The organism is Mycobacteriales bacterium, from assembly GCA_036497565.1.
GTDB lineage: Bacteria > Actinomycetota > Actinomycetes > Mycobacteriales > QHCD01 > DASXJE01.
Window position 1 is genome coordinate 32,956 of the sequence record DASXJE010000208.1, and the last position, 24,900, is coordinate 57,855.

General features: G+C 68.8%; 26 protein-coding genes. 19 read left to right on the forward strand and 7 right to left on the reverse strand.

Translation table 11 applies throughout. The annotated features are described in order from the left end of the window. Positions 1 to 15 precede the first annotated feature (15 nt). The 8 genes from VGH85_17000 to VGH85_17035 all read left to right on the forward strand — a co-directional run bounded on the left by VGH85_17000 (position 16) and on the right by VGH85_17035 (position 8,149). Entirely contained in the window at positions 16 to 1,374 is a 1,359-nt protein-coding gene (locus tag VGH85_17000) for a cytosine permease (protein HEY2175507.1), read from the forward strand. Further along, a complete protein-coding gene (locus VGH85_17005) occupies positions 1,374 to 2,945 on the forward strand; it encodes a hydantoinase/oxoprolinase family protein (protein ID HEY2175508.1) in 1,572 nt (523 codons plus the stop codon). The genes VGH85_17000 and VGH85_17005 overlap by 1 nt, the downstream gene beginning before the upstream one ends. Continuing rightward, on the forward strand, positions 2,926 to 4,026 hold the full coding sequence (locus VGH85_17010; protein HEY2175509.1) for a DUF917 domain-containing protein: 1,101 nt from the start codon (positions 2,926 to 2,928) through the stop codon (positions 4,024 to 4,026). The genes VGH85_17005 and VGH85_17010 overlap by 20 nt, the downstream gene beginning before the upstream one ends. Beyond that, the gene (locus VGH85_17015) at positions 4,023 to 5,120 is read left to right on the forward strand and encodes a DUF917 domain-containing protein (GenBank protein HEY2175510.1); all 1,098 of its coding nucleotides are present in this window, start codon (positions 4,023 to 4,025) and stop codon (positions 5,118 to 5,120) included. Before VGH85_17010 ends, VGH85_17015 begins: the two co-directional genes overlap by 4 nt. After that, positions 5,117 to 6,511 (forward strand): dihydropyrimidinase, encoded by a 1,395-nt coding sequence (gene hydA / locus VGH85_17020; protein ID HEY2175511.1) that lies wholly within the window; start codon positions 5,117 to 5,119, stop codon positions 6,509 to 6,511. The genes VGH85_17015 and hydA overlap by 4 nt, the downstream gene beginning before the upstream one ends. Next, positions 6,508 to 6,849 (forward strand): DUF6092 family protein, encoded by a 342-nt coding sequence (locus VGH85_17025; protein HEY2175512.1) that lies wholly within the window; start codon positions 6,508 to 6,510, stop codon positions 6,847 to 6,849. Before hydA ends, VGH85_17025 begins: the two co-directional genes overlap by 4 nt. Then, entirely contained in the window at positions 6,846 to 7,448 is a 603-nt protein-coding gene (locus VGH85_17030; GenBank protein HEY2175513.1) for a nitroreductase family protein, read from the forward strand. Before VGH85_17025 ends, VGH85_17030 begins: the two co-directional genes overlap by 4 nt. A gap of 128 nt (positions 7,449 to 7,576) precedes the next feature. After that, positions 7,577 to 8,149, forward strand: coding sequence for a GNAT family N-acetyltransferase (locus VGH85_17035; GenBank protein HEY2175514.1), 573 nt, complete (start codon positions 7,577 to 7,579; stop codon positions 8,147 to 8,149). Here VGH85_17035 and VGH85_17040 read toward each other — a convergent pair. After that, positions 8,143 to 10,668: a glycoside hydrolase family 3 C-terminal domain-containing protein gene (locus VGH85_17040; protein ID HEY2175515.1), complete on the reverse strand. Its 2,526-nt coding sequence runs from the start codon at positions 10,666 to 10,668 to the stop codon at positions 8,143 to 8,145. The two genes, VGH85_17035 and VGH85_17040, sit on opposite strands and share 7 nt — an antisense overlap. Positions 10,669 to 10,798: 130 nt before the next feature. On the opposite strand from VGH85_17040, the gene VGH85_17045 reads away from it, so the two are divergent. After that, complete coding sequence (locus tag VGH85_17045) at positions 10,799 to 11,137, forward strand: metalloregulator ArsR/SmtB family transcription factor (GenBank protein HEY2175516.1); 339 nt, start codon at positions 10,799 to 10,801, stop codon at positions 11,135 to 11,137. Continuing rightward, on the forward strand, positions 11,137 to 11,676 hold the full coding sequence (locus tag VGH85_17050) for an SRPBCC family protein (GenBank protein HEY2175517.1): 540 nt from the start codon (positions 11,137 to 11,139) through the stop codon (positions 11,674 to 11,676). The genes VGH85_17045 and VGH85_17050 overlap by 1 nt, the downstream gene beginning before the upstream one ends. Here VGH85_17050 and VGH85_17055 read toward each other — a convergent pair. From VGH85_17055 to VGH85_17070, 4 genes are all read right to left on the reverse strand, one after another. After that, positions 11,673 to 12,215, reverse strand: a complete 543-nt coding sequence (locus VGH85_17055; protein ID HEY2175518.1) for a DUF1707 domain-containing protein — start codon at positions 12,213 to 12,215, stop codon at positions 11,673 to 11,675. The genes VGH85_17050 and VGH85_17055 overlap by 4 nt on opposite strands. A gap of 14 nt (positions 12,216 to 12,229) precedes the next feature. Continuing rightward, positions 12,230 to 12,778: a DUF1697 domain-containing protein gene (locus VGH85_17060; protein HEY2175519.1), complete on the reverse strand. Its 549-nt coding sequence runs from the start codon at positions 12,776 to 12,778 to the stop codon at positions 12,230 to 12,232. A gap of 49 nt (positions 12,779 to 12,827) precedes the next feature. After that, positions 12,828 to 13,763 (reverse strand): DUF5996 family protein, encoded by a 936-nt coding sequence (locus tag VGH85_17065; GenBank protein HEY2175520.1) that lies wholly within the window; start codon positions 13,761 to 13,763, stop codon positions 12,828 to 12,830. A gap of 106 nt (positions 13,764 to 13,869) precedes the next feature. Then, positions 13,870 to 14,592, reverse strand: coding sequence for an SDR family NAD(P)-dependent oxidoreductase (locus tag VGH85_17070; GenBank protein ID HEY2175521.1), 723 nt, complete (start codon positions 14,590 to 14,592; stop codon positions 13,870 to 13,872). Between the two features lie 103 nt (positions 14,593 to 14,695). On the opposite strand from VGH85_17070, the gene VGH85_17075 reads away from it, so the two are divergent. The 7 genes from VGH85_17075 to VGH85_17105 all read left to right on the forward strand — a co-directional run bounded on the left by VGH85_17075 (position 14,696) and on the right by VGH85_17105 (position 21,220). Further along, the gene (locus VGH85_17075; GenBank protein HEY2175522.1) at positions 14,696 to 15,250 is read left to right on the forward strand and encodes a TIGR03086 family metal-binding protein; all 555 of its coding nucleotides are present in this window, start codon (positions 14,696 to 14,698) and stop codon (positions 15,248 to 15,250) included. Between the two features lie 30 nt (positions 15,251 to 15,280). Continuing rightward, entirely contained in the window at positions 15,281 to 15,832 is a 552-nt protein-coding gene (locus VGH85_17080; GenBank protein ID HEY2175523.1) for an arsinothricin resistance N-acetyltransferase ArsN1 family B, read from the forward strand. Continuing rightward, the gene (locus tag VGH85_17085; GenBank protein ID HEY2175524.1) at positions 15,829 to 16,197 is read left to right on the forward strand and encodes a YciI family protein; all 369 of its coding nucleotides are present in this window, start codon (positions 15,829 to 15,831) and stop codon (positions 16,195 to 16,197) included. Before VGH85_17080 ends, VGH85_17085 begins: the two co-directional genes overlap by 4 nt. 70 nt (positions 16,198 to 16,267) lie before the next feature. Continuing rightward, positions 16,268 to 16,639, forward strand: coding sequence for an MmcQ/YjbR family DNA-binding protein (locus tag VGH85_17090; GenBank protein ID HEY2175525.1), 372 nt, complete (start codon positions 16,268 to 16,270; stop codon positions 16,637 to 16,639). After that, entirely contained in the window at positions 16,636 to 17,565 is a 930-nt protein-coding gene (locus VGH85_17095) for a 5-dehydro-4-deoxyglucarate dehydratase (GenBank protein HEY2175526.1), read from the forward strand. Before VGH85_17090 ends, VGH85_17095 begins: the two co-directional genes overlap by 4 nt. After that, the gene (locus VGH85_17100) at positions 17,562 to 18,833 is read left to right on the forward strand and encodes a glucarate dehydratase family protein (GenBank protein HEY2175527.1); all 1,272 of its coding nucleotides are present in this window, start codon (positions 17,562 to 17,564) and stop codon (positions 18,831 to 18,833) included. The genes VGH85_17095 and VGH85_17100 overlap by 4 nt, the downstream gene beginning before the upstream one ends. 248 nt (positions 18,834 to 19,081) lie before the next feature. Continuing rightward, positions 19,082 to 21,220, forward strand: coding sequence for an ABC transporter substrate-binding protein (locus tag VGH85_17105; GenBank protein HEY2175528.1), 2,139 nt, complete (start codon positions 19,082 to 19,084; stop codon positions 21,218 to 21,220). A gap of 7 nt (positions 21,221 to 21,227) precedes the next feature. Here VGH85_17105 and VGH85_17110 read toward each other — a convergent pair whose 3' ends face one another. Further along, a complete protein-coding gene (locus tag VGH85_17110; protein ID HEY2175529.1) occupies positions 21,228 to 22,991 on the reverse strand; it encodes an MFS transporter in 1,764 nt (587 codons plus the stop codon). Positions 22,992 to 23,183: 192 nt separating this feature from the next. Beyond that, positions 23,184 to 23,999, reverse strand: a complete 816-nt coding sequence (locus VGH85_17115) for an SAM-dependent chlorinase/fluorinase (protein HEY2175530.1) — start codon at positions 23,997 to 23,999, stop codon at positions 23,184 to 23,186. Positions 24,000 to 24,017: 18 nt separating this feature from the next. On the opposite strand from VGH85_17115, the gene VGH85_17120 reads away from it, so the two are divergent. After that, positions 24,018 to 24,665 carry a phosphatase PAP2 family protein gene (locus VGH85_17120; GenBank protein ID HEY2175531.1) on the forward strand — a complete coding sequence of 216 codons (648 nt, stop codon included), beginning with the start codon at positions 24,018 to 24,020 and terminating at the stop codon, positions 24,663 to 24,665. Continuing rightward, positions 24,658 to 24,900 (forward strand): hypothetical protein (locus VGH85_17125; protein ID HEY2175532.1); only part of this gene is annotated, 243 nt, incomplete at its 3' end. The genes VGH85_17120 and VGH85_17125, both read left to right, overlap by 8 nt.

Here is a 24,900-nt window from a genome sequence, read left to right on the forward strand (position 1 = left end):
AGGAGGGCCTCGACGATGGCAGATACGGTGCGTAGGTCCGGCGTCGACGTGGCGCACGAGCCGATCGAGGGCGACCTCGGGATCGGGCGGGACGACTACGCGGTCACCCGGGTGCCGGATGCGCAACGCAAGCACTGGTTCGTCGTCTTCCTGCAGCGCTACGGCCAGATGTCGGCCCTCTCGCAGTTTCTGCTCGGCGCGACGCTGGGCTTCGGGATGACCTTCTGGCGGGCCTTCCTCGCTCTCACTCTCGGCGCGGTGATCCTCGAGGTCGTCGCGGTGTTCACCGGCCTCGCCGGACAGCGCGAGGGCCTGAGCACCTCCCTGCTCACCCGCTGGACCGGATTCGGACGCTACGGGTCGAGCGTTCTCGGACTGGTCATCACCATCAGCCTGATGGGTTGGTTCGGGGTGCAGAACGCCGTCTTCGCCCAGGGCCTGGTGTCGTTGCTGCCCCACGCCCTGCCGCTGTGGGCGTGGGAGGTGCTCACCGGAGCGTTGGTGACCGGGATCGTCATCTGGGGCTTCCTGTCGATGACGTGGACGGCGTACATCACCGTGCCGGCCTTCGTGCTGCTGTGCTTCTATTCGATCGGCAAGGCGCTGCGTCACGAGTCACTCGGCGCGCTGGTCAACTCGCCGCACCCGGGCCCGGCGCTCGGTCTCGGCGCCGGCGCGACACTCGTCGCCGGCGGGTTCATCGTCGGGGCCGTCATCAACCCGGACATGTGCCGGTTCAACCGCAGTGGCCGGGACGTGGTGGTCAACACCATCCTCGGAATCACCCTCGGCGAATACACCATCGGCCTGATCGGCGTACTGCTCGCGCACTATGCGAAGACCGCCAACGTCATCGGCATCGTGACGACGACGTCGGGCGCGGTCGGGGTCCTGATCCTGGTCGCGGCGACCACCAAGATCAACGACTGGAACCTCTACAGCGGATCCCTGGGGCTGGCGAACTTCGTCGACACCGCATTCGGCCGGCGCATCCACCGCGGCCTGCTGACGCTCGTCGTCGGAGGCATCGGGACGCTGCTGTCCGCCCTCGGGATCCTCACCCACTTCATCAGCTTTCTGACCATCCTGGGCGTCGCGATTCCGCCAGTCGCCGCGATCATGGTGGTCGACTACTTCATCCTGAAGACCCACCGCGACGTGCTCGAGGCGACCCGCCGCACGGGGATCCCGGCGCATTGCCCCAATTGGAATATCGCCGGGTGGATCAGCTGGATCGTCGCCGGCCTGGTCGGCTACTACGTCGACTGGGGCATCGCCAGCGTCAACTCCCTGGTCGTCGCCGCCGTCATCTACTACGGACTCACCAAGGCGTTGGCGGTGACCCGTCCGGCGACCGCCGGGTCGGCCGCCTGATGCGGATCGGAATCGACGTCGGGGGCACCAACACCGACGCCGTCCTGATGGACGGGCGCACCGTCCTCGCCGAGTTCAAGACGCCGACGACGCCGGAGGTGACGGGCGGAATCGTCGCCGCGCTCGACGGCCTGCAGGCCGGCCGGCCGTTCCCACCGGCCGACGTGACCGCGGTGATGATCGGGACGACGCACTTCACCAACGCCGTCGTCGAAGCGGAGCGGCTGTCGCGGACCGCCACCGTGCGGCTGGGCCTGCCCGCGACCGCAGGTCTGCCGCCGATGACCGACTGGCCGGCGCAACTCCGTCGGGCGCTCGGGGAGCACGTTTATCTCTGTCACGGCGGGTACGAGTTCGACGGGCGGCTCATCTCGGACTTCGACGAGTCGGAGGTGCGGGCGGCCGCGGCCGACATCGCCGCGAAGGGCATTCAATCCGTCGCGGTCTCCTCCGTCTTCTCGCCGGTCAACCCGGAGATGGAGTTGCGCGCGGCCGACGTACTGCGGGAGGTCATCCCCGGCCTCGCGGTCAGCGTGTCGCACGAGATCGGGCGGGTCGGACTGCTCGAGCGGGAGAACGCGACCATCCTCAACGCGTGCCTCCGTGAACTCGCCGAGCACATCACCGCCGCGCTCGAGAAGTCGGTGCGGGGCGCGGGCATCGAGGCACCGGTCTACATCAGCCAGAACGACGGCACGCTGATGAGCGTCGACTACTGCCGGCAGTACCCGGTGGCCACCTTCGCGTCCGGCCCGACGAACTCCATGCGCGGGGCGGCGTTCCTCTCGGGGCGGAGCGACTGTGTGGTCGTCGACGTCGGCGGTACGACGAGCGACGTCGGCGCCCTCGTGCACGGCTTCCCGAGGGAGGCGGCGGTCGCCGTCGACATCGGCGGTGTACGGACCAATTTCCGGATGCCCGACGTGCTCTCCGTCGGACTGGGTGGTGGCAGCCTGGTCGCCCGCGCGGAGGAGGCGGTGACGGTCGGTCCACGCAGCGTCGGCTACGCGATCCGGGACCGGGCGCTGGTCTTCGGCGGCGACACCGTGACCGCGACCGATCTTGTCGTCGCCGCCGGCATGTGCGTCGTCGGGGATCCGGCCCGGGTCGCCGACCTCGACGCAGACCTCGTCCGGGCCGGTGTGCGGCACATGCAGGAGCGTCTCGCGGAGCTGGTCGACCGCGTGAAGACCAGCGCCGATCCGCTGCCGGTCGTCGTCGTCGGTGGCGGAAGCATTCTGCTCGAAGATCACCTCGAGGGTGCCTCGGAGATCCTCAAGCCCGACCACTTCGCGGTGGCCAACGCAATCGGCGCGGCGATCGCCCAGGTGGGCGCGGAGGTCGACAAGGTCTTCTCGCTCGCCGAGCTGCCCCGCGAGCAGGCGCTCGACTCGGCCCGCCAGGAGGCCGTCGCCAAGGCGACCGCCGCCGGTGCGCAGGCGTCGACGGTGCAGATCGTCGACGTCGAAGAGGTTCCGCTGGCCTACCTTCCGAGCAACGCGGTGCGGATCCGGGTGAAGGCCGTCGGCGACCTGCCCCTGGGTGGTGAGGATGTCGCGGCTGGTACATGAGGAGGACCTCGACGACCTCGCCCGGGGCGCGGCCGTCCTCGGGACGGGCGGCGGAGGCAACCCCTACATCGGCAAGCTGATGGCCCAGCAGGCGATCCGCGAGCATGGTCCGGTGACCCTCGTCGACGCCGCCGAGGTTCCCGACGATGCGGTCGTGGTGCAGGCGGCGATGATGGGCGCGCCGACGGTCATGGTGGAGAAGTTGCCCCGGGGCGACGAGGCCGCGCAGGCGTTCTCGATGCTCGAGGAGTTCCTCGGCCGGCCCGTGACACATGTGGTGTGCGGTGAGGCCGGGGGAGTCAACTCCACCATTCCGTTCGTCGTGGCCGCGACGCTCGGGCTTCCGCTCGTCGATGCCGACGGCATGGGCCGCGCCTTTCCCGAGCTGCAGATGGTGATGCCGGGCCTGCTCGGCGTGTCGGCGACGCCACTGGTCGTGGCCGACGAGAAGGGAAACAGCATTCTGCTGCGCACCGTCGGCAACCGGTGGACGGAGCGGCTCGCCCGGACGGCGACGATCGAGATGGGCTGCTCGTCGGCTTTCGCGTCCTACGTCATGAGCGGACAGCAACTGCGCGACACGATGGTGCTGGGCACCTTGAGCCTGTGCCAGGACATCGGCCGGCTCATCGTCCGGGCGCGGGCGCAGCACCGCGATCCGGTGCGCGCGGTCGCCGACCGGCTCGACGGCCGGCCGGTGTTCACCGGACGGGTGGTCGACATCGAGCGGCGTACCGAGACCGGATTCGCCCGGGGACGCGCGGTGCTGTCCGGGACCGGCGACGACGCCGGCTCCGACCTGGTGCTCAACTTCCAGAACGAGCACCTGGTCGCGACACGTGACGGATCGGTCGTCGCCTCCGTGCCCGACCTCATCATCGTGCTGGACAGCGACACGGCGGAGCCGGTCACCACCGAGGAGATCCGTTACGGCTTCCGGGTATCGGTGCTCGTCGCACCCTGCGACCCGCGCTGGCGCACCGAGGCCGGCCTCGAGTTGGTCGGGCCGCGCTACTTCGGCTACCCGTTCGACTACATCGCCCTCGAGGACCGATTGAGCACCGGGACCGGTACACCGTGAGCAGGACGATCGCCCGTCAGGACCTGGTGGACCTTGCCTACGGTGCGGCGCTGTTGGGCTCCGGCGGCGGTGGAGATCCTTACATCGGCCGGCTGCTGGTGGAGCGGGCGCTCGACCGCGGGCGCACCGTGACGGTGTGGGATCTCGACGAGGTGCCCGACGACGGGCTGGTCATCTCCACGGCCATGATGGGCGCGCCGACCGTCATGGTGGAAAAGCTGCCGTCCGGCACGGAGGGTGTCACGGCGCTGCGCGCACTAGAGGAGCAGCTGGGGCAGCAGGCGGTCGCGACGATCCCGATGGAGTGCGGCGGTCTGAACTCGACGCTGCCGCTCGTCGTCGCCGCCGAGGCCGGCATCCCGGTCATCGACGCCGACGGCATGGGTCGGGCCTTTCCCGAACTGCAGATGGAGACGTTCCACGTCTACGGCGTGTCAGGCAGTCCGATGACCATCGCCAACGAGCATGGCGACGTCGTCACCGTCTCGGCCCGGGACAACTGGGCGATGGAGTGGTTGGCTCGCGGCATCTGCGTCCGCATGGGAGGCGCCGCGATGATCGCCGAGTATTCGATGACGGGTGCGACCGCCAAGCGGGTGTCCATCCCGGGAACGCTCGGTCTCGGGATCAGCCTTGGTGCAGCGGTACGCCGCGCGCGGGAGCGCCACGACGATCCGTTGGAGCACCTCGCCGAAGCACTGGGCTCGATCTCCTACCTCGGCCCGCGGCTGATCTTCGAGGGCAAGGTGGAGGACGTGTTCCGGCAGACGACCGGAGGATTCGTCAAGGGCCACGCGCTGATCCGGTCCCACGGCTCTGACGAGCAGATGAGAATCGCCTTCCAGAACGAGAACCTGATCGCCGAGGTCGACGGGCAGGTGCTGGCTGTCGTGCCCGACCTCATCTGCATTCTCGCCGCCGAGACGGCCGAGCCGATCACGACGGAGAGCCTGCGCTACGGCCACCGCGTCAAGGTCGTCTCGATCACGCCGCCGGAGATCATGCGGACGCCCGAGGCGCTTCAGGTCTTCGGGCCGCAGGCGTTCGGCCTCGATGTCGCCTACGTGCCGTCTTGTGTACGGTCCTTCCGGTGACCTACGACCGCATCATCCGAGGCGGCACCCTCGCCACCGCCGACAAGGTCTACGACGCCGACATCGGCATCATGGGCGGGCGCATCACTGCCATCGCCGAGGAGCTCTCCGACCCAGACGCCGACATCATCGACGCATCCGGCCTCGTCGTCGCTCCGGGTGGGATCGACGTACACACCCATTTCGACACCGGGATCGGGGAGTCGTCGACCGCGGACGACTACACATCCGGATCGCGGGCGGCAGCCGCCGGCGGGATCACCACTTTCGTCAACTTCGCCTTCCAGGAGCCCGGTCGGGGACTGTCGGCCGCACTCGATCGCGAAGTGGGCAAGGCGGCCGGTCGATCGGTGATCGACTACGGCTTCCACATCGCGATCACGGACCTCTCCCCGCCCGGGGTGCTCGACGAACTGCCGGCGCTGGTGCAAAACGGCTTCAGCAGCATCAAGGTCTTCACCGCCAACGCCGGGATGGCACTCGGCGACCCGGACGTGCTCCGGGTGCTGCGCGCCGCCGCCGACGTCGACGTGATGGTGAACGTCCACGCGGAGGACGCGTCGCTCATCGACCACCTCACCGACGAGTTGCTGCGGGCCGGGCACCGTGACGTCGCCCATCTCGTCGAGGCCCGACCGGCGCAGGCGGAGGCGATCGCCACCGCGCGCGTGGCCGCCTACGCCGCCGCACTCGGTGCGACCGTCTACTTCGTCCACCTCTCGTGCCGGAGCGCCCTCGACGCGGTGCGGCAGGCGAGGCGCGACGGATCGCGGGTCTACGTCGAGACGCGGCCGGCGTACCTCTACCTGTCCGCCGACCGCTACACCCTTCCGGCGAGGGAGGGCAACAAGTACGTGTGCTGGCCGCCGCTGCGTACGGTCGACGACCAGAAAGCCTTGTGGGAAGGGCTGCGGGACGGCGAGATCCAGACTTACGCCACCGACCACACGACCTGGCTGGCCGGACAGAAGATGGATCCCGCGTTGTCCTTCGCCGAGATCCCCGGCGGGGTCTCCAACGTGCAGACGAGCCTGGGAATGCTCTATGCCGAGGGCGTTGCGACGAAGCGGATATCGATGGCCACCTTCGTGTCGGTGACGTCGACCAACCCAGCGAAGCTGTTCGGCTTGTGGCCGCGGAAGGGCACGCTCGCGGTCGGCTCGGACGCCGACCTCGTGCTCATCGACCCGGACCGATCGTTCCGGGTCACCGAACCCGTCATGCACTCGCGCTCGGACTTCGACCCCTACGAGGGCTATGAGGCGCACGGGTGGCCGGTCCTGACGGTCTCGCGGGGTGAGGTGGTCGCCCGGGACGGCACGATCACCGCGACACCCGGGCGGGGCCAGTTGCTGCGGCGCGGCCGTTACCAGGACCCGGAGGACGCGTGAACGCGACACCGCCCGAGCCGACCGTCACGATTTCGCGCCGGCAGGTCTACGAGTTGCTCGCGCACCTGGTCGCGAGCGCCGACCTCTGCGCCGTCGAGCCGAGCTACTACGGCACTTTCCGGCTGCTCGACGCGGCCGGCAAGCTTGCCGGTGTCGCCGTCGGCTCCGGCCTGGACGACGAATGGCTCGCCGACCTGCGGTCCGACATCGAGCAGAACAAGACGCTGATGATGAGCGATCGCGCGGCATACTACGAATATCTGCCCCAGGTCACCAAACGGGTGGCGCAGCACCTCATGGATACCGTCCCGGCCGACGACACGACTGCGACGCCGTGACGACCGCACCGGCTCGTGGCGACTACGTCGACCCGCACGACCTGCTGGGTCTGATCCGCTCCCGTCGGGTGGTGCGAGATCTCACCCCCGAGCCGGTGAGTGACGACGACCTGATGATGGTCCTCGAGGCGGGTTTGTGGGCGACCAGCGGGGGAAACAACCGCATCCACCGGTTCCTGGTGGTTCGCGACCCGCGCACGGTTCGACTCATGGTCGACGTGTCCCCGGGAATCTTCTCGCCGCCCGGTGTCATGATCGTCGTGTGCGCCGACCTCGACGTCGCCGAACGCCTCGAGCTGGACATGGAACGCTACAAGACCCCGTGGATCGACGTCGGTACGGCGGCGATGAACATGATGATGCAGGCGCATGCGCTCGGCCTCGGCAGTTGCCCGGCGACGTCGTTCAGCAGATCGGGGATCGAGGCGGTCCTCGAGCTCCCGCCGCAGGCGCTGCCCGCGCTGATCCTGCAGGTCGGACACCGACCCGCGGGCACCGGTGCCGCAACCCGGCCGACCGGGGCGTCGTCCCGCCTGGCGCGGTTCGTGTACTGGGAGCGGTACGGGCACACGCGTCCCGAACTCGGGAGGCGAGCATGAGTCAACGCTTGTATCGTTTCGTCTCGGACCGCACCGGGCCCCCCACGGATGCGGTTCCGGGAACCCCCGGCTCGTCGTTTCCCCCATAGCGGCGGCCCGGGGGATTCTCGGACACTCCAGGAGTCACGATGCAGGTGTTCCTCGAGACCGATCGTCTTCTGTTGCGGCGTTTCACCGCAGACGACGGCCACAATCTCGTTGACCTCGACAGCGATCCCGACGTGATGCACTACGTCACCGGCGGCCGAACCACGCCGCTGGAGGAGGTCACCGACGACCTGCTTCCGACGTATCTCGACTACTACCGTCGATTTGACGGTTACGGGTTCTGGGCCGTGATCGAGAAGGCCACGTCGGAGTTCCTGGGCTGGTTCCACTTCCGCCCGGCGCCCGGCGACGCCGCGGACGAGGTCGAGCTCGGTTACCGGCTGCGTCGGTTTGCCTGGGGGAAGGGCTACGCGGCCGAGGGATCACGCGCGCTGATCGACAAGGGTTTCTCGGAGCTGGGGGTACGCCGGGTGCATGCGGAGACCCTCGCCGTACACACTGCATCGCGTCGGGTCATGGAGAAGGCCGGACTGCGTTACGTCCGCACCTTCCATCAGGACTGGCCGTATGCCATTCCGGGCGACGAGCACGGCGACGTGGAATATGCCCTGACCAGACAGGAATGGGACGGGGGTCGCCGGGCTGGTCAGTGACGACCGGTTGCCGATTTCGCGGGCGCCGTCGCCGTCACACTGACCGACCTGGCCGCCGCACCCGGCGTCAGACCCCGCCACGACGCATGCGCCGTGAGGACGTAGGTCCCGGGACCGGCACCGGCGGGAGCGCCGATCCGGTAGGACAATTGCGCCGTTGTGTGCGGCGGGACCGACGTCGGGACGCGACCCGTCGTCGTGGCGGTCCAACCGACCGGAACGCGGAGCGCGAACTGCGGGTCGAGCAGTGGCTGGCCGCCGCTGTTGGTCATCGTCACCGCGAGCGTGCTCGCCCGCCCACTGACAATGCTGCCCGCCGTCTTAACGCCGATGCCTTGCGCACCGTCGGCATTCCGCACCTGGAACGCCGCGTGCACGGGTAGGTCACGGGAGGACGTGCCGGCCCACACGGTGTAGTCGCCGGAGGCGACGTCCCAGTTGTGCGCGCCGCTGTTCCACAAGGAATACGCCTGGCGCGGCACCGTCAAGGTGACGCGTTTCGACTCGCCCGGCGACAATGGCACCCGCGCGGTCGCCACCAGCCGCCGCGGTGGCTCGCCGGACTTGGCCGGGAAGCCGAGATAGACCTGCGGCGTGGCGGTGCCGGGCCGGGTGCCCGTGTTGGTGACCTGCACACTCGTTCGGACTGTGTTTCCCAGGTTCGGAAGCGTCGGGGAGACGCTGATGTCGCTCACCCGGAAGGTCGTGTAGGACAAACCGAAGCCGAACGGGAAGAGCGGCGTCAGATGCTGCGCGTCGTACCACCGGTAGCCGACCTGCAGGCCCTCGGTGTAGGCGTAGCTGCCGTTCTGCGCGGGATAGCGCGGCGGGGTGTGACAGCAGTCCTGGCTGAGCGCAGTCGGAAATGTCACGGGAAGCCTGCCGGCGGGATCGACGTCGCCGAAGAGCAGCGCCGCCAGCGCGTTGCCGTCCTCCTCGCCCGGATACCACATCTCGAGGAGCGCGTGGACCTGGGAGAGCCACGGCATCGTGACGGCGCTTCCGGTGTTGAGCACGACGACAGTGCGCGGGTTCGCCGCCCGGACCGCGGCGACCAAATGGTTCTGGTTACCTGGGAGATCGATGGTCGGCCGGTCGGTACCTTCCTGCTCGACGTCGTTGACCACGACGACGGCGACCTGCGCCTGCTTCGCCAGTGCGGCAGCTTTGGCGGGGTCCGCACCGTCGGCGGTCGTCACCTTGGCCGAAGCGCCGAGACGTTTCGTGATCCCCTGCACCGGACTCACGGCGTAGTAGGGGTCGACCTTGGAACTGCCCTTGCCGCCGGTCATCGCGGTGTCGGCGTATTGCCCGACGACCGCGACCGACTTCACCGACGACGCGTCGAGGGGCAGGATGCCGGCGTCGTTCTTCAGCAGTACCGAGCCTCGTTCGGCCACTGAGCGGGAGAATGCGCCGTCGGCTGCGACGTCCACCTTTCCGGTCGAACGCCCGGGATCGAACATGCCGAGCTTGAACATCATCCGCAGGATGCGACGTACGTGCGTGTCGATGACGGCCCCGCTCACCTGTCCCTGGCGGACCAGGTCGGGCAGCGCGCTGTACCACTTGCCCCAGTCCAGGCCGGTGAACTCCTCGTCCAGGCCACCGTTGACCGAGCCGAGCGCACTGTTGGTGGCCGCGTAGTCCGAGCCGACGACGCCACCCCAACCCCACTCACCTGCCAGGATCTGCCGCAGGAGCAGGGTGTTCTGGCAGTTGTAGACGCCGTTGACCGGGTTGTTCGCGCACATCAGCGAGTCCGCGCCGCCCTGGGTCACCGCTTCCTGGAAGGCGGGGAGGTAGATCTCGCGCATGGTGCGCTCGTCGGCATCGGATGACGCCGCATGCCGGTCGTTCTCCTGGTTGTTCAGCGCAAAGTGCTTGACCTGTGCGGCGACAGCTTCGGTCTGCAGTCCGCGTACCCATGCGGTGGCGAGACTTCCGGTCAGATACGGGTCTTCGCTGAAGTACTCGAAGTTCCGCCCGCCCTGCGGAATGCGGACGATGTTCATCGCCGGTCCGTAGAGGACGTCGACTCCGCGGGCGCGGGATTCGGCGCCGACGATCCGGCCGTAGTCGTGCGCCAAGGTGGGATCGAAGCTGGCGGCGAGCGACACGGTCGCGGGAAGGGCGGTCGACGTGCCGAGCTTGCAGTTGTCCGGGAACTGCTCGCCGAAGCAGCTGTCCTTCACCCCGACCGGGCCGTCGGACAGCAGCAGCGGCGGGACTCCGAGGCGGGGTATGCCGGGGACAAAGCCCACCGAGTGCACGCCGCGCGGCCGGGCCACGCCGTACATCAGCCGCACCTTCTCCGCCAGGGTCAACCGGGAGAGAAGCTGCTGGACCCGAGTCTCGATCGGCGTCTTTCGGTCGAGCCACGGACGGTCGACCGCGGCCGGGCTGCTGTGCCGGGTGGACCCGGCGGTGGCTACCGGCAGCACCAACGCGGCGGCGACCAGTCCCACCGCGACCGCAGCGAGCACCCACGTCGACCGACGACCCATCCGTCGCGACATCGCAGCCTCCCCAGGGCAGCCGGCTCCCGCGTCGCCCGCGGGTCCGGTGCTGCCACGGTGCTCCAGCATCCTATGACCCATGGCGTACATGCCTTGACACGTACATACGCTGACTGGCATATTCGTGGCCATGACGGAGACGATCTGGTCGGCGCTGGTTGATCCGCACCGGCGGGCGGTACTCGACGAACTGCGCGCGCGGCCGTGTGCGGTGGGTGAACTCGTCGACCGGCTCGGATTCAGCCAGCCGATGACGTCGAAGCACCTGCGGGTGCTTCGCGACGCCGGCCTCGTGCAGGTGCGCAAGCAGGCGCAGCAGCGGATCTACACCATCGACCCGGCGCCGATCGCCGGACTCGACGCCTGGCTGGCGCCGTACCGACGTCTGTGGAACGACAGCCTCGATGCCCTCGGTCGGCATCTCGACGACGACATTCCGAACGGCAGCTCACACGAGAGGAAGATCTGATGGACCGCGGAACCTATCTCGAGTACGACGGCCGCCCGGCGGTGCGCTTCCGGCGCAGCTATCCGTACCCGCTTCAGCGGTTGTGGGCCGCCGTCACGGAGCCGGATGACCTCAAGCACTGGTTCCCGTTCCGCGTGAGCATGCAGCCACGCGTCGGAGGGAGCATCGAGTTCTCCGACGATTCGGGCAACCCGCCGACGTCCGGCACGATCCTGGCCTACGACCCACCGCGGCGGTTGGCCTACACCTGGGGCGGCAGCGAACTTCACTTCGAGCTCGAACCGACCGGCGCGGACGGCTGCACGCTCACGCTGGTCAATGTGCTCGAGGCATCCGACGAGGCGTCCCGCAACGCCGCCGGCTGGAGTGTCTGCCTCGCGGAGCTCGACAAGCTGATCACGGGCGCTCGGGCCGGGGGACCGCACAGCGACACCGCCGAGGACTGGGCGTCGTTCTTCGACGCCTACCGGGCCGAGGGCATGCCCTCAGGTGCAGCCATCCCCGGCGCGGCGGAACAGCACGATAGTCAGACGAGCTAGTCGCGGGCCCGGCGCACCTTCACCCGCCCGAACGCCGTCTCACCGCGCAGGGAGAGGATCGGTCCGCTGTCGGACGGCCCGGTCGATTCGGGGAGCTTCGTGCGATTGGGGCGCACCGACTCGACGTCGATGCCGACGTTATGAGGAACGATCAGGAGCACCGTCGAATGGGCGGTGGTGAGATCGATGGTGACGATCGGGTGGGCGAAGCGTGCGTCCCGGAAGTCCAGTGTCACCGTGGTGTGTCGGGCCTCGATCACGATGCGTGAGGGCACGGTCCAGCGGCCACGGCGCCGTATCTTGCTGCCCACGGTGGAGATCCGCAGCGGTTCCTCGGCGAGCGCTGTGTGGGTGACGACGTCGGGCAGATCGGCGACGACCGCGGCGAGTTCGACGGTGCTCGCCGCGGCCAGCACCCGATCGGTGCGGACGCTGAACTCGTCGAGCGTGATCAGGCCTCGGCCGACCGCGGCCTGCAGCGCCCCGATCGTGCGCTCCTGCGCTGCAGGGGTGACATCGGGTCGGGGGACCGGATCCATGACATCTCCCGTCGTCAGGCGTCGAGCATGGCCAGCAGCTTCGTCACCGTCGCCCAGTTGCGCGCGGTTCCGCCGACCTTCGTCCGGGAGAGCTGGGCGGCCAGCTCACTACGACCCAGTCCGTCGGGCGTATGCATGAACAGCGTCCGCCCGACGATGACGGCCTCGCCCGGGTCACCCTTCGCCTTAGCGCGTTGCTCGGCGGTCGCGACGGCGGCGCGGGTGTCCGGCCCGGCCGCCTCTGCTCGGAAGACGGCGTGCAGTGCCTTCGGGTTGGTCTCGTCCGGATACGGGTTGTCGGCGACGACCTTGGCGAATTCCGCGTGGGATAGCACGACGACACTGATCGGTACGCCGAAGCGCTTCTTGACCGCTCGTTCGAGCGCCGCGCCGAGCGCGTCCGAGTCGGTCTTCTTGCTGGTGAAGACGACGTTGCCGCTCTGGATGTAGGTCGCTACCTCCGTATGTCCGACGGAGGTCACGACGTCACGGAGGTCGGCCATGGCCACTTTGTTGCGTCCACCGACATTGATACCGCGAAGCAGAGCGACGTGAGTGGGCACGACAGCATGCTGCCAGGGCCCGCAGGCCGCGGCAACGCATCGCGACGACTTAGTGGGGCCGGGCCATGAGAGCGGGGTCGTCCTCGAGGGCGGCGCGATCCCAGCGTCCGAGATCGGCCGCGGCGGCGTAGGTGCTGTGCAGGAAGCCGAGGAGGGTGCCGTCCGGGTCGTCGGCCGTGCGGACCGTCTCGTAGGGCAGCAGGAAGAGCCCGGCGTCCTTGTTGTAGGACGCGGCGTCCGGTGTGACGGCGTAGTCGGGGAAGCCGTCGGGCTCGGGGTAGGCGTAGGCGTAGAACCCACCCTCTTCGCCGCCGCCCGCCCAGAATCCGCAGCTGGACAGCTCGTGCGAGTAGCCCTCCACCATCACCCAGTCGCCGCAGTTGGGCGCACCGCCCGGATGGACGGGGGCGGGCCGCCCCGAAAACCTGGTGCAGGCGAGGTCAAGGCCGCCCCAGAACAGATGGACCGGGCTCACCTTGCCGATGAAGTAGGAGCGGAACTCGGTGAAGATCCGGTTGGCCTGCACGAGCTGCCCCCAGAACAGCTGCACGGCGTCGCCGTCGTAGGAGGCGTGCACGGTGTCTTCGGGGAACGGGATCGCCAGCTCGACCTCCGACGGGATCGGCCGGATGTTTACGGCCAGGTCGAGGTCGCGCAGCGCCGCCATGGTCTCGGCGTAGAAGTCCGCCACAGACTTCGGTTCCAGCGCCACGGCGCGACTGGCGCCTTCTCCGGACCGGATGCGCAGCTGGTGATCGAAGAAGTCGAACTCGATGTCGAAGACGCGTCGGCCGTAGGGGATCGTCGAGGTGGTCAGACCGCGAGGAGTCACGTACAGAGTCGTCTGCCACCAGTGGTTGACCATCGGCGCATTGGCGAGGCGGATCTTGCCGACGATCTGCGTCCACATGTGCAGCGTGTCGCGGGTGTCGGTCCAGTCCTGCACCCGGAGCGCCGGCCACGGCTCTGTCGTCACGCCATCCACGGTAGACGCGCGGAGGCCGGGCTACCCTGCGATTTCGTCCGCCACCTTGTGATCCACTTCCGGTCGGGACCGTCTATGCGCTCACAAGGAGCGGAGACGCCGGGTACTACCACGGAGCGACTGTGCCGTCCCAGGAGAAGAGCTGGCCGGTGGGTCCATCGTCTGGTAGCAGTGCGAGCCGTACTGCGCCCGCTGCTGCTTCGGCTGGGTCGCCGCCGGCGGCTCCGGCGCGTGCGTTCAGGTTGGTGGCCCGTAGACCGGGCGCGAGTGCGTTGACCTTGATGCCGTCGCCGTCGAGCGCCTGCGCGTAGAAGACGGTCAAGGCGTTGAGCGCCGATTTTGAGGACCGGTACGCGGCGCCGGATCCGGTGGCAACCGCCTGGTAGTCAAACTGTGGATTCGGCGCCGTGCTCCAGGTCAGCGACCCCGTGCCGCTGGAGACGTTGACGATCCGCGGATGAGCCGAGCGCCGCAGCGCCGGCACGAAGGCGTTGGTTACGGCGGCGACGCCGAACACGTTCGTCTCGTACGTGCGGCGGAACACCTCGACGCCGGTCTCGGTGACCGGTGCTCCGGTGTCCAAGGAGATGCCCGCGTTGTTGACCAGAACGTCGAGCTCAGAGACGGCAGCGACCGCAGCAGCGATCGTGTCCGCGTCGGTGACGTCGAGCGACAACGGGCGGCCGCCCACCTGGGCGGCAACCTCCGTGCCGCGATCGGCGTCGCGTGCGCCGACAAGCACCGTCCAGCCCTGCTCGGCAAGTTGGCGGGCGATGTGTGTGCCGATGCCGCTGGTGGCACCGGTGACCAGTGCGGTGGGAGCGTTCACCCGTCCACGATGCCATCCGGGTCCTCGCGCGGTCTCGAGACCCAGAGCTACCCTGCGATTTCGACCGCCACCTAGAGTCGGCTCCGGACCCGAGGAGGGCTACGTGAGCGACGTCGACGTACTCGAGAGCGTGCTGGCCAAGGACGGAGCGTTGATCGCCGCCGTCGGGCCGGACCAGCTGAGCGCGCCGACTCCATGCCCCGAGTACGCCGTCCACGATCTGGTGAACCACCTCGTGCGGTGGGTGAAGCTCTTCGACGCCAGCGCCAACGGGCGGTCGTTCGACATCGAGGCGGCACCGGTCGAGAGCGATGATCCGGCCACCGACTTCCAGAGGTCGGCGACCAGCCTCATCAGCGGCTGGCGTAGTGGTGGCGTCGACCGCACCGTGCCGATGACCGGTGGCGACCTGCCGGCGCAGATGGTCCTGTCGATGACGTTGATGGAATACCTCGCGCACGGATGTGACCTCGCGATGGCCACCGGCCAGCCGGTGCCGTTCAGCGACACGGAACTCGCCATCGGGCTCGACCGGGCGCAGGGCACGCTGCCCGAGCAGTACCGCGGCGAGGGCCAGCCCTTCGGCCTGATCATCGACGTCCCGGATGCCGCGCCGGTGCTGCACCGCTTTCTCGGATTCATGGGCCGCGCCGCCTGAGTGTCCGCCACACCGCGCCATGATGTGTGCATGACGGTGCCCACCATCCGACCGGCGACCGCCGAGGACGCCGACGGACTCCGGCGGATCTACGCCGCCGTCGTCGCGGACACCGCGATCTCGTTCGAGGAATCGCCGCCCGACGCCGACGAGATGCGGCGACGGATGGCGACCGAGCCCCGACTGCCGTGGCTGGTCGCCGACCGGGGCGATCAGGTCGCCGGCTACGCCTATGCCGCCCTCCATCGCCAGCGGCCGGCGTACCGGTGGTCGGCGGAGTGCTCGGTGTACGTCGACGCGGCGCACCGCTCGCAGGGCGTCGGCCGGCTGCTCTATGAGCGCTTGATCGAGGAGGTCCGCGGGCTGGGCTACGTGTCGCTGTTCGCCGGGATCGCCCTCCCGAATCCGAGCAGCGTCGCCCTGCACGAGGCCGTGGGTTTCCGGTCCATCGGCATCTTCCCGGACGTCGGCTACAAGCACGGCCGCTGGCATGACGTCGGATGGTGGCGCAAGACGCTGGTCGACCCACCGGTCCGCCCCGCCGAACCGCGCACCTGGAAACCGGAGGCCCGCGAACGATGAAGCACTACCTGCTCAGCATCCAACAGCCCGACGGAGGGCCGCCGTCCCCCGAGTCCCTGGAACCGATCGTGCGCGATCTCGAGGCCCTCAACCAGGAGCTCCGCGCCGCCGGAGCCTGGGTCTTCGCCGGCGGCCTCGAGCTCATCCGACCGGGCGCGGCGACCGTGGTCAAGCTTCAGGACGGCCAGCCGCTCACCACCGACGGCCCTTACGCCGAGGGCAAGGAGCATGTCGGCGGACTGTCGATCATCACGGCGCCGGACCTCGAATCGGCGCTGGAGTGGGGCCGCAAGCTGGCGCGGGCGATCACCCTTCCGGTCGAGGTGCGCGCGTTTCAGGGCGCACTCGACGACCATCTGCCCTAGGCACCGCCGTCTCTGGCGGACCGTCGCACCTCGGTAGTCTGCCCTGGATCGACGTACTGAAGGGATGGACATGGCTGCTGCCGAGGACGTGGCTACCTTCGCGTTGCGGTTCGCCGAAGTCACCGAGGAGCAGCCGTTCGGACCGGGGACCGACGTCTACAAGGTCGCCGGGAAGGTCTTCGTGATCCTCTCACCGGAGGGCACGCCGCCGACCGTCGCGCTGAAGTGCGAGCCCGGCCTCGCGATTCACCTGCGCGAGCAGTACGCCGCGGTCAGCAGCGGCTATCACCTGAACAAGAAGCACTGGAACACCGTGACGCTCGACGGAAGCCTCCCCTTCGAGGAGATCGAGGAGATGATCACGCACTCCTACGAGCGGGTCGTCGCCGGGCTTCCCAAGAGTGTGCGGCAACGACTCACGGACGCAGGGAGCGGCAGTTGATTTCGCTCGACGGTGTGCTGTTCTTCCCGGTGACGCCATTCGACGACAAGCTGGCGGTGGACGTCGGCTCCCTCGCCGCGCACGTCGAGCGCGGCGTCGCCGCGGGTCCGGGAGCGGTCTTCGCCGCCGGCGGCACCGGCGAATTCCATGCGCTCGCGCCGGACGAGCACCGGACGGTCGTCGCCACTGCGGTCGATGCCACTGCCGGTCGGGTGCCGGTGTTCGCCGGCGCCGGCGGGCCGCTTCCGGTGGCCGTCGAGCAGGTCCGGGCGGCGTCGGACGTCGGCGCGGACGGCGTCCTGCTTCTTCCGCCGTACCTCGTCGAGGCGCCGGGTGCCGGTCTGGTCGCCTACTGCGCGGCCGTCACCGAAGCCACCGACCTCCCGGTCATCGTCTACCACCGGGCGAATGCGGTCTTCGACCCCGTCTCGGCGGCTGCGCTCGCCGACCTCCCCACCGTGATCGGCCTCAAGGACGGGTTGGGCGACCTCGACCTGCTCACCCGCATCATGGCGGCGATCCGCGCCCGGCTCGGCCCGTCCGGGCGCACCTTCCAGTTCTTCAACGGCCTGCCGACCGCGGAGCTCACCGCACCGGCCTACGCGGGGCTCGGGGTCCGGCTGTACTCGTCCGCCGTCTTCTGCTTCGCCCCGCAGATCTCGCACGCCTTCGCCCGCGCGCTGGCGACGGATGACACCGAGGCGGTACGAGGATTGCTCGACGATTTCTTCGTTCCGCTCGTGGCGCTGCGTCGACAGGTCCCCGGCTACGCCGTGTCGTTGGTCAAGGCGGCGACGCGGTTGCAGGGCCAGCCCGTGGGCGGCGTACGACCACCGCTGGTCGATCCGTCGGCAGAACATCTCGACGAGCTGCGGCGGATCATCGACGCTGGAACGGCGCTCACCGAGTCGCTCGCCCGCCGATGAGCGCGCTCGCCGTCACGGAGATCGTGGTCACGCCGGTCGCCTTCCACGATCCGCCGCTGCTGAACGCAGTCGGCGTACACGAGCCGTTCGCGCTGCGTGCCGTCGTCGAGGTGCGCACCGACGCCGGCATCAGCGGACTCGGCGAGACCTACGGAGACGCCGAACACCTCGCCCTGCTCGAGGCGGTCGTCCCCGAGGTGATCGGTCTCGACGTCTTCGCGCTCAATCAGCTGAGGCAGCGGATCGGCACCGCGCTCGGTGGGTCGGCCCGCGCCGACCGGCACGGGACCACCGGGCAGGTCACGGCGACCGGCACCGTCGACCGGGTCTTCTCCGCCCTCGAGGTCGCGTGCCTGGATGCGCAGGGCAAGGCGGTCGGCCGATCGGTGAGCGACCTGCTCGGCGGCGCGGTTCGTCGCGCCGTCCCCTACAGCGCGTACCTCTTCTACAAGTGGGCCGCGCATCCCGGTGACGATCCGGACCGGTTCGGAGCGGCGGTCGATCCGGCCGGCATCGTCGAGCAGGCGCGTCGCATGGTGGCCGACTTCGGGTTCTCGGCCATCAAGCTCAAGGGCGGCGTGTTCGCTCCCGACGAGGAGGTGCAGGCCATCCTCGCGCTGCACGAAGCCTTCCCCGACCTGCCGCTGCGGCTGGATCCGAACGCAGCCTGGACGGTCCCGACCTCGATCAAGGTGGGCCGGGCGCTGGAGGGTGCGCTCGAGTATCTCGAGGACCCCACGCCCGGCATCCCCGGAATGGCGGAGGTCGCCCGCTCGGTGCCGATGCCGCTCGCAACGAACATGTGCGTGGTGTCCTTCGACCAGTTCCCCGAGGCGGTCGCCGAGTCGCCGGTGCAGATCGTGCTCTCCGATCACCACTTCTGGGGCGGGCTCACCCGCTCGCGCCTGCTGGCCGGGCTGTGCGACACCTTCGGACTGGGGCTGTCCATGCACTCCAACTCGCACCTCGGCATCAGCCTCGCCGCCATGACCCATGTCGGCGCCGCAACCCCCAACCTCACCTACGCCTGCGACACCCATTGGCCCTGGAAGGACCCGGCCGAGGACGTGATCGTGCCTGGAGCGCTGGGGTTCGCCGCCGGCTCGGTCGCAGTGCCGACCGGTCCCGGGCTCGGTGTCGACCTCGACCGCGACGCGTTAGCTCGGCTGCACGAGCAGTACCTCGGGTGCGGCGTACGGACCCGGGACGACACCGCCTACCGGCGTCGGTTCGACCCGGACTTCGCGCCAGCTGCGGCCCGCTGGTAACCCGACCCCCGCTACCGCGGTTCCGCGCCGCCCCCATTCCGCGTCAACGTGACGTTGATGCGGCTAGAGCGCTTGAACGTGACGTTCAAGCCGAACGGGGAGCACAGCAACCGAGCGTTGCCAGCGTCAGGCAACTTTGTGCAACCGGTTGCCAGTGGATTCTGCAGCGTGGTACTCATACGGTCCGCACCGGCCGGGAGCAGTCCCCGCGGGTCGGACACACCGCCATACGGAGAAAGGGCTCGACGATGCTGGACGGTTCCAGGCAGGTATCCCGGCGGGGCTTTCTCTATGGCTCGGCCACCCTCGCGGGCTCGGCCACGCTCGCCGCGTGCACGAGCGGCGGCGGCAGCAGCACCGGATCCACCGGATCCTCGGGCGGTGCGGCCGGTAGCGCCAAGAAGGGCTCGGCGAGCAAGCCGCTGGCGACGCCGAAGAAGTTCTCCGAGGCGACCTCGCTGAAGAACAAGGGCCTGCCGCCCGTCGAGCAGCGACTGCCGGAGAACCCCTACGTCGTACCCCACAACTGGGTCGAACGCGGAAGGTACGGCGGGAAGATCAACATGATCGTCTTCTCGAGCCAGGGTGCTGTGAAGGCCGATTCCAACCGCGAGTTCTTCTACGGGCACTCGTTGCTGCGCTGGCTCAACGACGGCCTCGACGTCGGCCCGGGACTGGTCGAGAAGTGGTCGTCCAATGCGGACGCCTCCGAATGGATCCTGCACTTCCGCAAGGGAATGAAGTGGTCCGACGGCCATCCGTTCACCACCGAGGATGTGCTCTTCTGGTGGGAGGACATCGTCCTTCCCGGACATGACGCGCAGTCGCCTCCGGACGACTGCCGCTCCGGGACGGGCAGCCTGGTGAAGATGAGCGCGATCGACGACACCACGATGCGGATGCGCTTCGACGCCCCGGCACCGCTGTTCGCCGACCGGCTCGCCACCTACGTCAACGGCGGGATCGGCGCCAATGGCGCGATCTGGGTGCTGCCGAAGCACTACTGCAAGCAGTTCCACCCCAAGTACAACAAGAAGGTTCCGAAGAACTGGGACACCGTCGGTGGCCTGTGGGAGTCGAAGACCGACTGGGCGCGCAACCCGGACTGCCCGACCATGACCGGCTTCAGGACGAAGTCCTTCGACAACAACAAGGGCGTCGTCCTCGAACGCAACCCTTACTACTGGGCGGTCACCAAGGACGGCGATCAGCTGCCTTACCTCGACGAGATCGCCATCGACGTCATCCAGGACGCGCAGGTCGGAAAGCTGCGGGTGCAGCAGGGCAACGTCGACTTCTGCATGGGTTACTTCAACCAGATCAGCGTCTCGGACGTCTCCGCGCTGATGCAGAACCGTGAGCGGGCGCACACCGACGTACTGCTGTGGGACAGCGGGTCAGGCACCGGGCCGTGCTTCTTCCTCAACTACGACTACCCGGACCCGCAGCTGCGCAAGCTGTTCCGTGAGCCGAAGTTCCGGCAGGCGATCTCGCATGCCTTCGACCGGAAGACCGCGCGCAAGAGCCTATGGTTCCAGACCGGCGAGCTGACCACCGGCACCCTGAGCCCGAAGGCGAAGGAGTACCACTCCAGCAGCGTCGGCAAGTCGATGTACAAGCAGTGGCGCGACGCCTACGTGAAGCACGACCCGGCGAAGGCCAAGCAGTTGCTGGCCGAACTCGGTCTGAAGGACGCCGACGGAGACGGTTACGTCGAGCTGCCGGGCGGCAAGAAGCTGACGATCCGGATCGACTACTCGGCCGACATGGACCAGACCTACAGCGCCAACGACGACCAGATGGTGCGGGACTGCAAGGAGATCGGCCTCAAGGTCACCCGCAACCCGGTGTCGCCGCAGTCATACGGCGACCTGTGGTCGGCCGGAAAGCTCATGGCCCATACCAACTGGGAGTGCAGCGACGCGGCGAACCATCTGGTGCGCGCGCCGTGGCTGGTGCCCCTGGAGTCCTCGCGGTGGGCGCCGCTGGAGGGGGCGATGTACAGCGTGAAGGGCACGCCGGACGAGCACTCCCAGCAGGACGTCGACCCGTGGAAGCGCACGCCGCCGCGACTCGAGCCCGAGGCGGGTGGCCCGATCGCCAAGCTGTGGAAGCTCTACAGCCAGGCCCAACTCGAGCCGGATGAGCTGAAGCGCACCAAGCTCGTCTTCGAGATGGTCAAGGTGCACATCACCGACGGGCCGTTCTTCATGGGCACGGTGGCCAACTTCCCGGAGGTCATCGTCACCAAGACCGACCTGGGCAACGTGCCGCGCAGGGAGAACCTCGCCCAGGGTGGCTTCGTGAACCCGTGGAACCACCCGACCCCGGCGGTCTACGACCCGGAGACCTTCTTCTGGTCCGACCCGGTCGCGCACAACGCCTGAGCGGTCGTCACTGCCCGGCGCCGGGTGCCTCACTGGGCACCGGCGCGCCGCTCTGCCGGCCACCGGAGCGGTCAGGTTCCGACGGTGCGGATGAGCGGGTGTCGGCCGGCGTACCGGCGTCGGTCGCGTCGACAGCAACCGATGCCGGCGCCACGCGACGCAGCTCGGCGCCCTCGACGTAGTGGTACTTGCCGCCTCGCAGGTACGACGCGACCGCGGCGACCAAGCAGGCGACGATGGCGAACAGGAAGGCGACGCGCAGCCCGTCCTGGAACGGCGCCGAGATCAGGTGCGGGAAGAAGCCGCGCCCGGTCAAGAACTCCGCCTTGCCCGGTGGCAGGTTGGCGAGGACGTGCGGGCCGAGCAGGGTCCGGATCGGGTTGTAGCCCAGCAAGGCGGCGAACAGCGTGCTCACCGGCGGCAGCCCGGATAGTTGGTGCGCCGTGGCGGCCGGTACGCCCTGGGCGGTCAGCCCGTTGTAGAGCTGCGACGGCAGGTGCTGCGAGAGCCCCAGGATGATCAGCGAGAAGAACACGCCGATCGACAACACGGTCGCGGAGTTCTGGAAGGTCGCCGTCATCCCGGCGCCCGCGCCGCGCTGGTTGGGCGGCAGGCTGTTCATGATGCCGGCCCGGTTCGGTGAGGCGAACAGACCCATCCCCAGACCGTTGAGCAGCAGGATCAGCGCGAACCAGAGGTAGGAGAAGTTGACCGGCAGGAAGTTCAACAGCCCGAAGCTGGCCGCCGCGACGATCATCCCGCCGGTGGCGAACGGGCGCGCGCCGAACCGGTCGGAGAGGATGCCGGAGATCGGCGCCGCCAGCAGGAAACCCGCGGTCAATGGAAGCATGTAGATGCCGGCCCACAGCGGCGTCCGTTCGAAGCTGTACCCGTGTTCGGGCAGCCAGATGCCCTGCAGCCAGATGATCAGGATGAACTGCAGCCCGCCGCGACCCAGAGCCGAGAGCAGGCTGGCGATGTTGCCGGCGGTGAAGGCCCGGATCCGGAACAGCGGCAATCGGAACATCGGATGCTCGACCCGGGTCTCGATGATCCCGAAGATCACGAGTACGACGACACCGCCGATGATCTCGGTCAGCACGGTGGGGTTGGTCCAGCCCATGTTGTGCCCCTGGTAGGGCTGGATGCCGTAGGTGATCCCGACGAGTACGGCGATCAGGCCGACGGCGAAGGTGATGTTGCCCCACCAGTCGATCCTGGCGGGTTGTCGGATGCCGGTGTCGCGGAGCTTGAGGTAGGCCCACACGGTGCCGAAGAGTCCGAACGGCACCGAGACGACGAAGACCAGGTGCCAGTTGACCGGGCCGAGCAGTCCGCCGAGCACCAGTCCGATGAAGGACCCGGCGATCGCGGCGACGGCGTTGATGCCCAGCGCGAGGCCGCGCTCGTTCTCCGGGAAGGCGTCGGTGAGGATCGCCGAGGAGTTGGCGAAGAGGAAGGCCCCGCCCACGCCCTGCAGGATCCGCATGATGATCAGCCACCAGGCGGCCGCCGTACCGTGCATCCAGGTGACCGAGAGCAGGATCGAGAAGACGGTGAAGACCAGGAAACCGAAGTTGTACATCTTCACCCGGCCGAACATGTCGCCGACCCGGCCGAGGCTCACCACGAGGACCGCGGTGGTCACCAGGAAGCCGAGGATGAGCCACAGCAGGTAGCTCACGTTGCTCGGCAGCAGCGGGTTGAGCGCGATGCCGTCGAAGATGTTCGGCAGCGCGATGAGCATGATCGACGCGTTGATGGTGGCCATCAGCACGCCGAGGGTGGTGTTGGACAGCGCGATCCACTTGTAGTGCGGATCATGCTGCTGGGCGGTACGACGAGCGGCTCCGTCGCCTTGAGTGGTGACGTCGGCTGCCACGGGCGGCTCCCGGATGAGCAGGGTAGTTACTTGACCTATGCTAACAACCTGCCGGTCGCTGATTTGTTCCCGTCCCGAGATTCAGCTCGGTCCGACCGCCGAGATCGTCAGCGGGTCGGATGCGGCGACGCCCAGTCGGGCGGCCGCGTCCCCGCCGTTGACGGCGATGGCGAGCCGGCCGGCGGAGTCCAGGAAGCACAGCGGCGCCCCGGCGGCGACCTCGCCGAAGGCGCCGGCGAAGGGCATCCGGTGTCGGCCGGATGGAGTACCGACCAGCACGTCGTCGCCCTGGGCGAGACCGGCGACGGCGACGTCGTCGGTCCGCCCGCTGGTCTGGACGTTGCCGAAGCGGTCGACGGTGAGGACCTCGCAGTCCAGCCGCCCCGGGACGGCCCGCCGGCGTGGCTCGGGGAGAAGCACCAGGTCGCGCGGGTCGAGCGGAGTTCCGACTGCGGCGAAATCTGCGCCCGCGGCGAGGTGCGCCGCCACCGGGGCGAAGACGTCCCGGCCGTCGAACGTCGAGGCCGCGCTCGGCAGGTGGTACGCGGGATCGGTGAGGGTGACCGCCGCGGTGATCCCGCCCAGCGCCTCGGCCGCCCAGCCGAGCAGGCCGTTGTCCGGCCCGACGAGGACCCCGCCCGGCGTACGAAGCGCGATCGCCCGGCGTGCCGTCCCGACGCCGGGATCGACGACAGCGACGTGCACCGCCGGCGGGAGGGCCGGCACGGTCTGGGCCAGGACGACTGCGCCCCGGCGGATGTCGCCGGGCGGCACCTCGTGGGTGATGTCGATCACCCGCACGGCCGGGGCGATCTGGGCGATCGCACCGTGGCAGGCGGCCACGAAGCCGTCGGCGGTGCCGTAGTCGGTCAGCAGCGAGACCCAGTCGTAGGCCACGGGCCCTACGGTATTGGGATGGTCGAATTGCACCCGCGGGCGGTGTGGGTCGCGGGGATCTGTGGGCTCGCCTTCCTCGTGTTGAGCCTGTTGGTCGGCCTCGGCCTCGCCGGGGTGGGGCACGTCGACGTCACCGAGGCGCGGGCGCTGACGGACGAGACGGCGGGGCATCCGGGCTACGTGAGCGCCTTGCGGTTTCTCACCAACGCGCTCTCCCCGACCACGTTCCGCGTGCTCGGGCTGGTCGTCGCTGTGGCGCTCCTCGTCATCGGCGAGCGTCGCCTCGCGGTGTGGGTGGTGGTCGCGATGGTGGTCGGTGGTGCGCTCGGGATCGGGATCAAGGACGCGATCGCCCGGCATCGGCCGACGCCGGAGCATCCGATCGGGCACTTCGGTGGTTTCAGCTATCCCTCTGGGCACGCCCTCAACGCCGCGCTCGGCTGCGGGGTGCTGCTCATCGTCGTGCTGCCGATGCTGTCGCACGCCTGGCGGCGGGTCGCATGGGTGGTGGCGGTCGTCCTCGTCACCCTGACCGGCTGGACCCGGCTCGCGCTGGGCGCCCATTACCTCAGCGATGTGGTCGGAGGATGGCTGCTCGGGGTGTGTGTGATCGCCACGACGCTCGTTCTCCTGCGGGTGACTCCGCTACGTTGGCCGCGTGCCTGACCAAGTCGTCCACAGTGGACGGTTCACCCGCGACGACCGCGCGGCGTCGATCCAGCACTACCTGCCGGTCGACGTACCCGCAGACGTCGACGGGCTCGAGGTCACCCTGAGCTACGACCGGGACGCCGGCGTGCTCGACCTCGGCTGCCTCGACCCGACCGGCTTCCGCGGAACGTCCGGCGGCGCCCGCGACCGGTTCGTCATCGGTACGACGGCCGCGACACCGGGCTACCTG

What these genes read in the sequence shown, in the direction of transcription:
- VGH85_17000 (HEY2175507.1), top strand. Translation starts at nt 16, where the DNA reads ATGGCAGATACGGTGCGTAGGTCCGGCGTCGACGTGGCGCACGAGCCG.
- VGH85_17005 (HEY2175508.1), top strand. Translation starts at nt 1,374, where the DNA reads ATGCGGATCGGAATCGACGTCGGGGGCACCAACACCGACGCCGTCCTG.
- VGH85_17010 (HEY2175509.1), top strand. Translation starts at nt 2,926, where the DNA reads ATGTCGCGGCTGGTACATGAGGAGGACCTCGACGACCTCGCCCGGGGC.
- VGH85_17035 (HEY2175514.1), top strand. Translation starts at nt 7,577, where the DNA reads ATGCAGGTGTTCCTCGAGACCGATCGTCTTCTGTTGCGGCGTTTCACC.
- VGH85_17040 (HEY2175515.1), bottom strand. Translation starts at nt 10,668, where the DNA reads ATGTCGCGACGGATGGGTCGTCGGTCGACGTGGGTGCTCGCTGCGGTC.
- VGH85_17045 (HEY2175516.1), top strand. Translation starts at nt 10,799, where the DNA reads ATGACGGAGACGATCTGGTCGGCGCTGGTTGATCCGCACCGGCGGGCG.
- VGH85_17050 (HEY2175517.1), top strand. Translation starts at nt 11,137, where the DNA reads ATGGACCGCGGAACCTATCTCGAGTACGACGGCCGCCCGGCGGTGCGC.
- VGH85_17055 (HEY2175518.1), bottom strand. Translation starts at nt 12,215, where the DNA reads ATGGATCCGGTCCCCCGACCCGATGTCACCCCTGCAGCGCAGGAGCGC.
- VGH85_17080 (HEY2175523.1), top strand. Translation starts at nt 15,281, where the DNA reads ATGACGGTGCCCACCATCCGACCGGCGACCGCCGAGGACGCCGACGGA.
- VGH85_17085 (HEY2175524.1), top strand. Translation starts at nt 15,829, where the DNA reads ATGAAGCACTACCTGCTCAGCATCCAACAGCCCGACGGAGGGCCGCCG.
- VGH85_17090 (HEY2175525.1), top strand. Translation starts at nt 16,268, where the DNA reads ATGGCTGCTGCCGAGGACGTGGCTACCTTCGCGTTGCGGTTCGCCGAA.
- VGH85_17100 (HEY2175527.1), top strand. Translation starts at nt 17,562, where the DNA reads ATGAGCGCGCTCGCCGTCACGGAGATCGTGGTCACGCCGGTCGCCTTC.
- VGH85_17105 (HEY2175528.1), top strand. Translation starts at nt 19,082, where the DNA reads ATGCTGGACGGTTCCAGGCAGGTATCCCGGCGGGGCTTTCTCTATGGC.
- VGH85_17110 (HEY2175529.1), bottom strand. Translation starts at nt 22,991, where the DNA reads ATGGCCACCATCAACGCGTCGATCATGCTCATCGCGCTGCCGAACATC.
- VGH85_17120 (HEY2175531.1), top strand. Translation starts at nt 24,018, where the DNA reads ATGGTCGAATTGCACCCGCGGGCGGTGTGGGTCGCGGGGATCTGTGGG.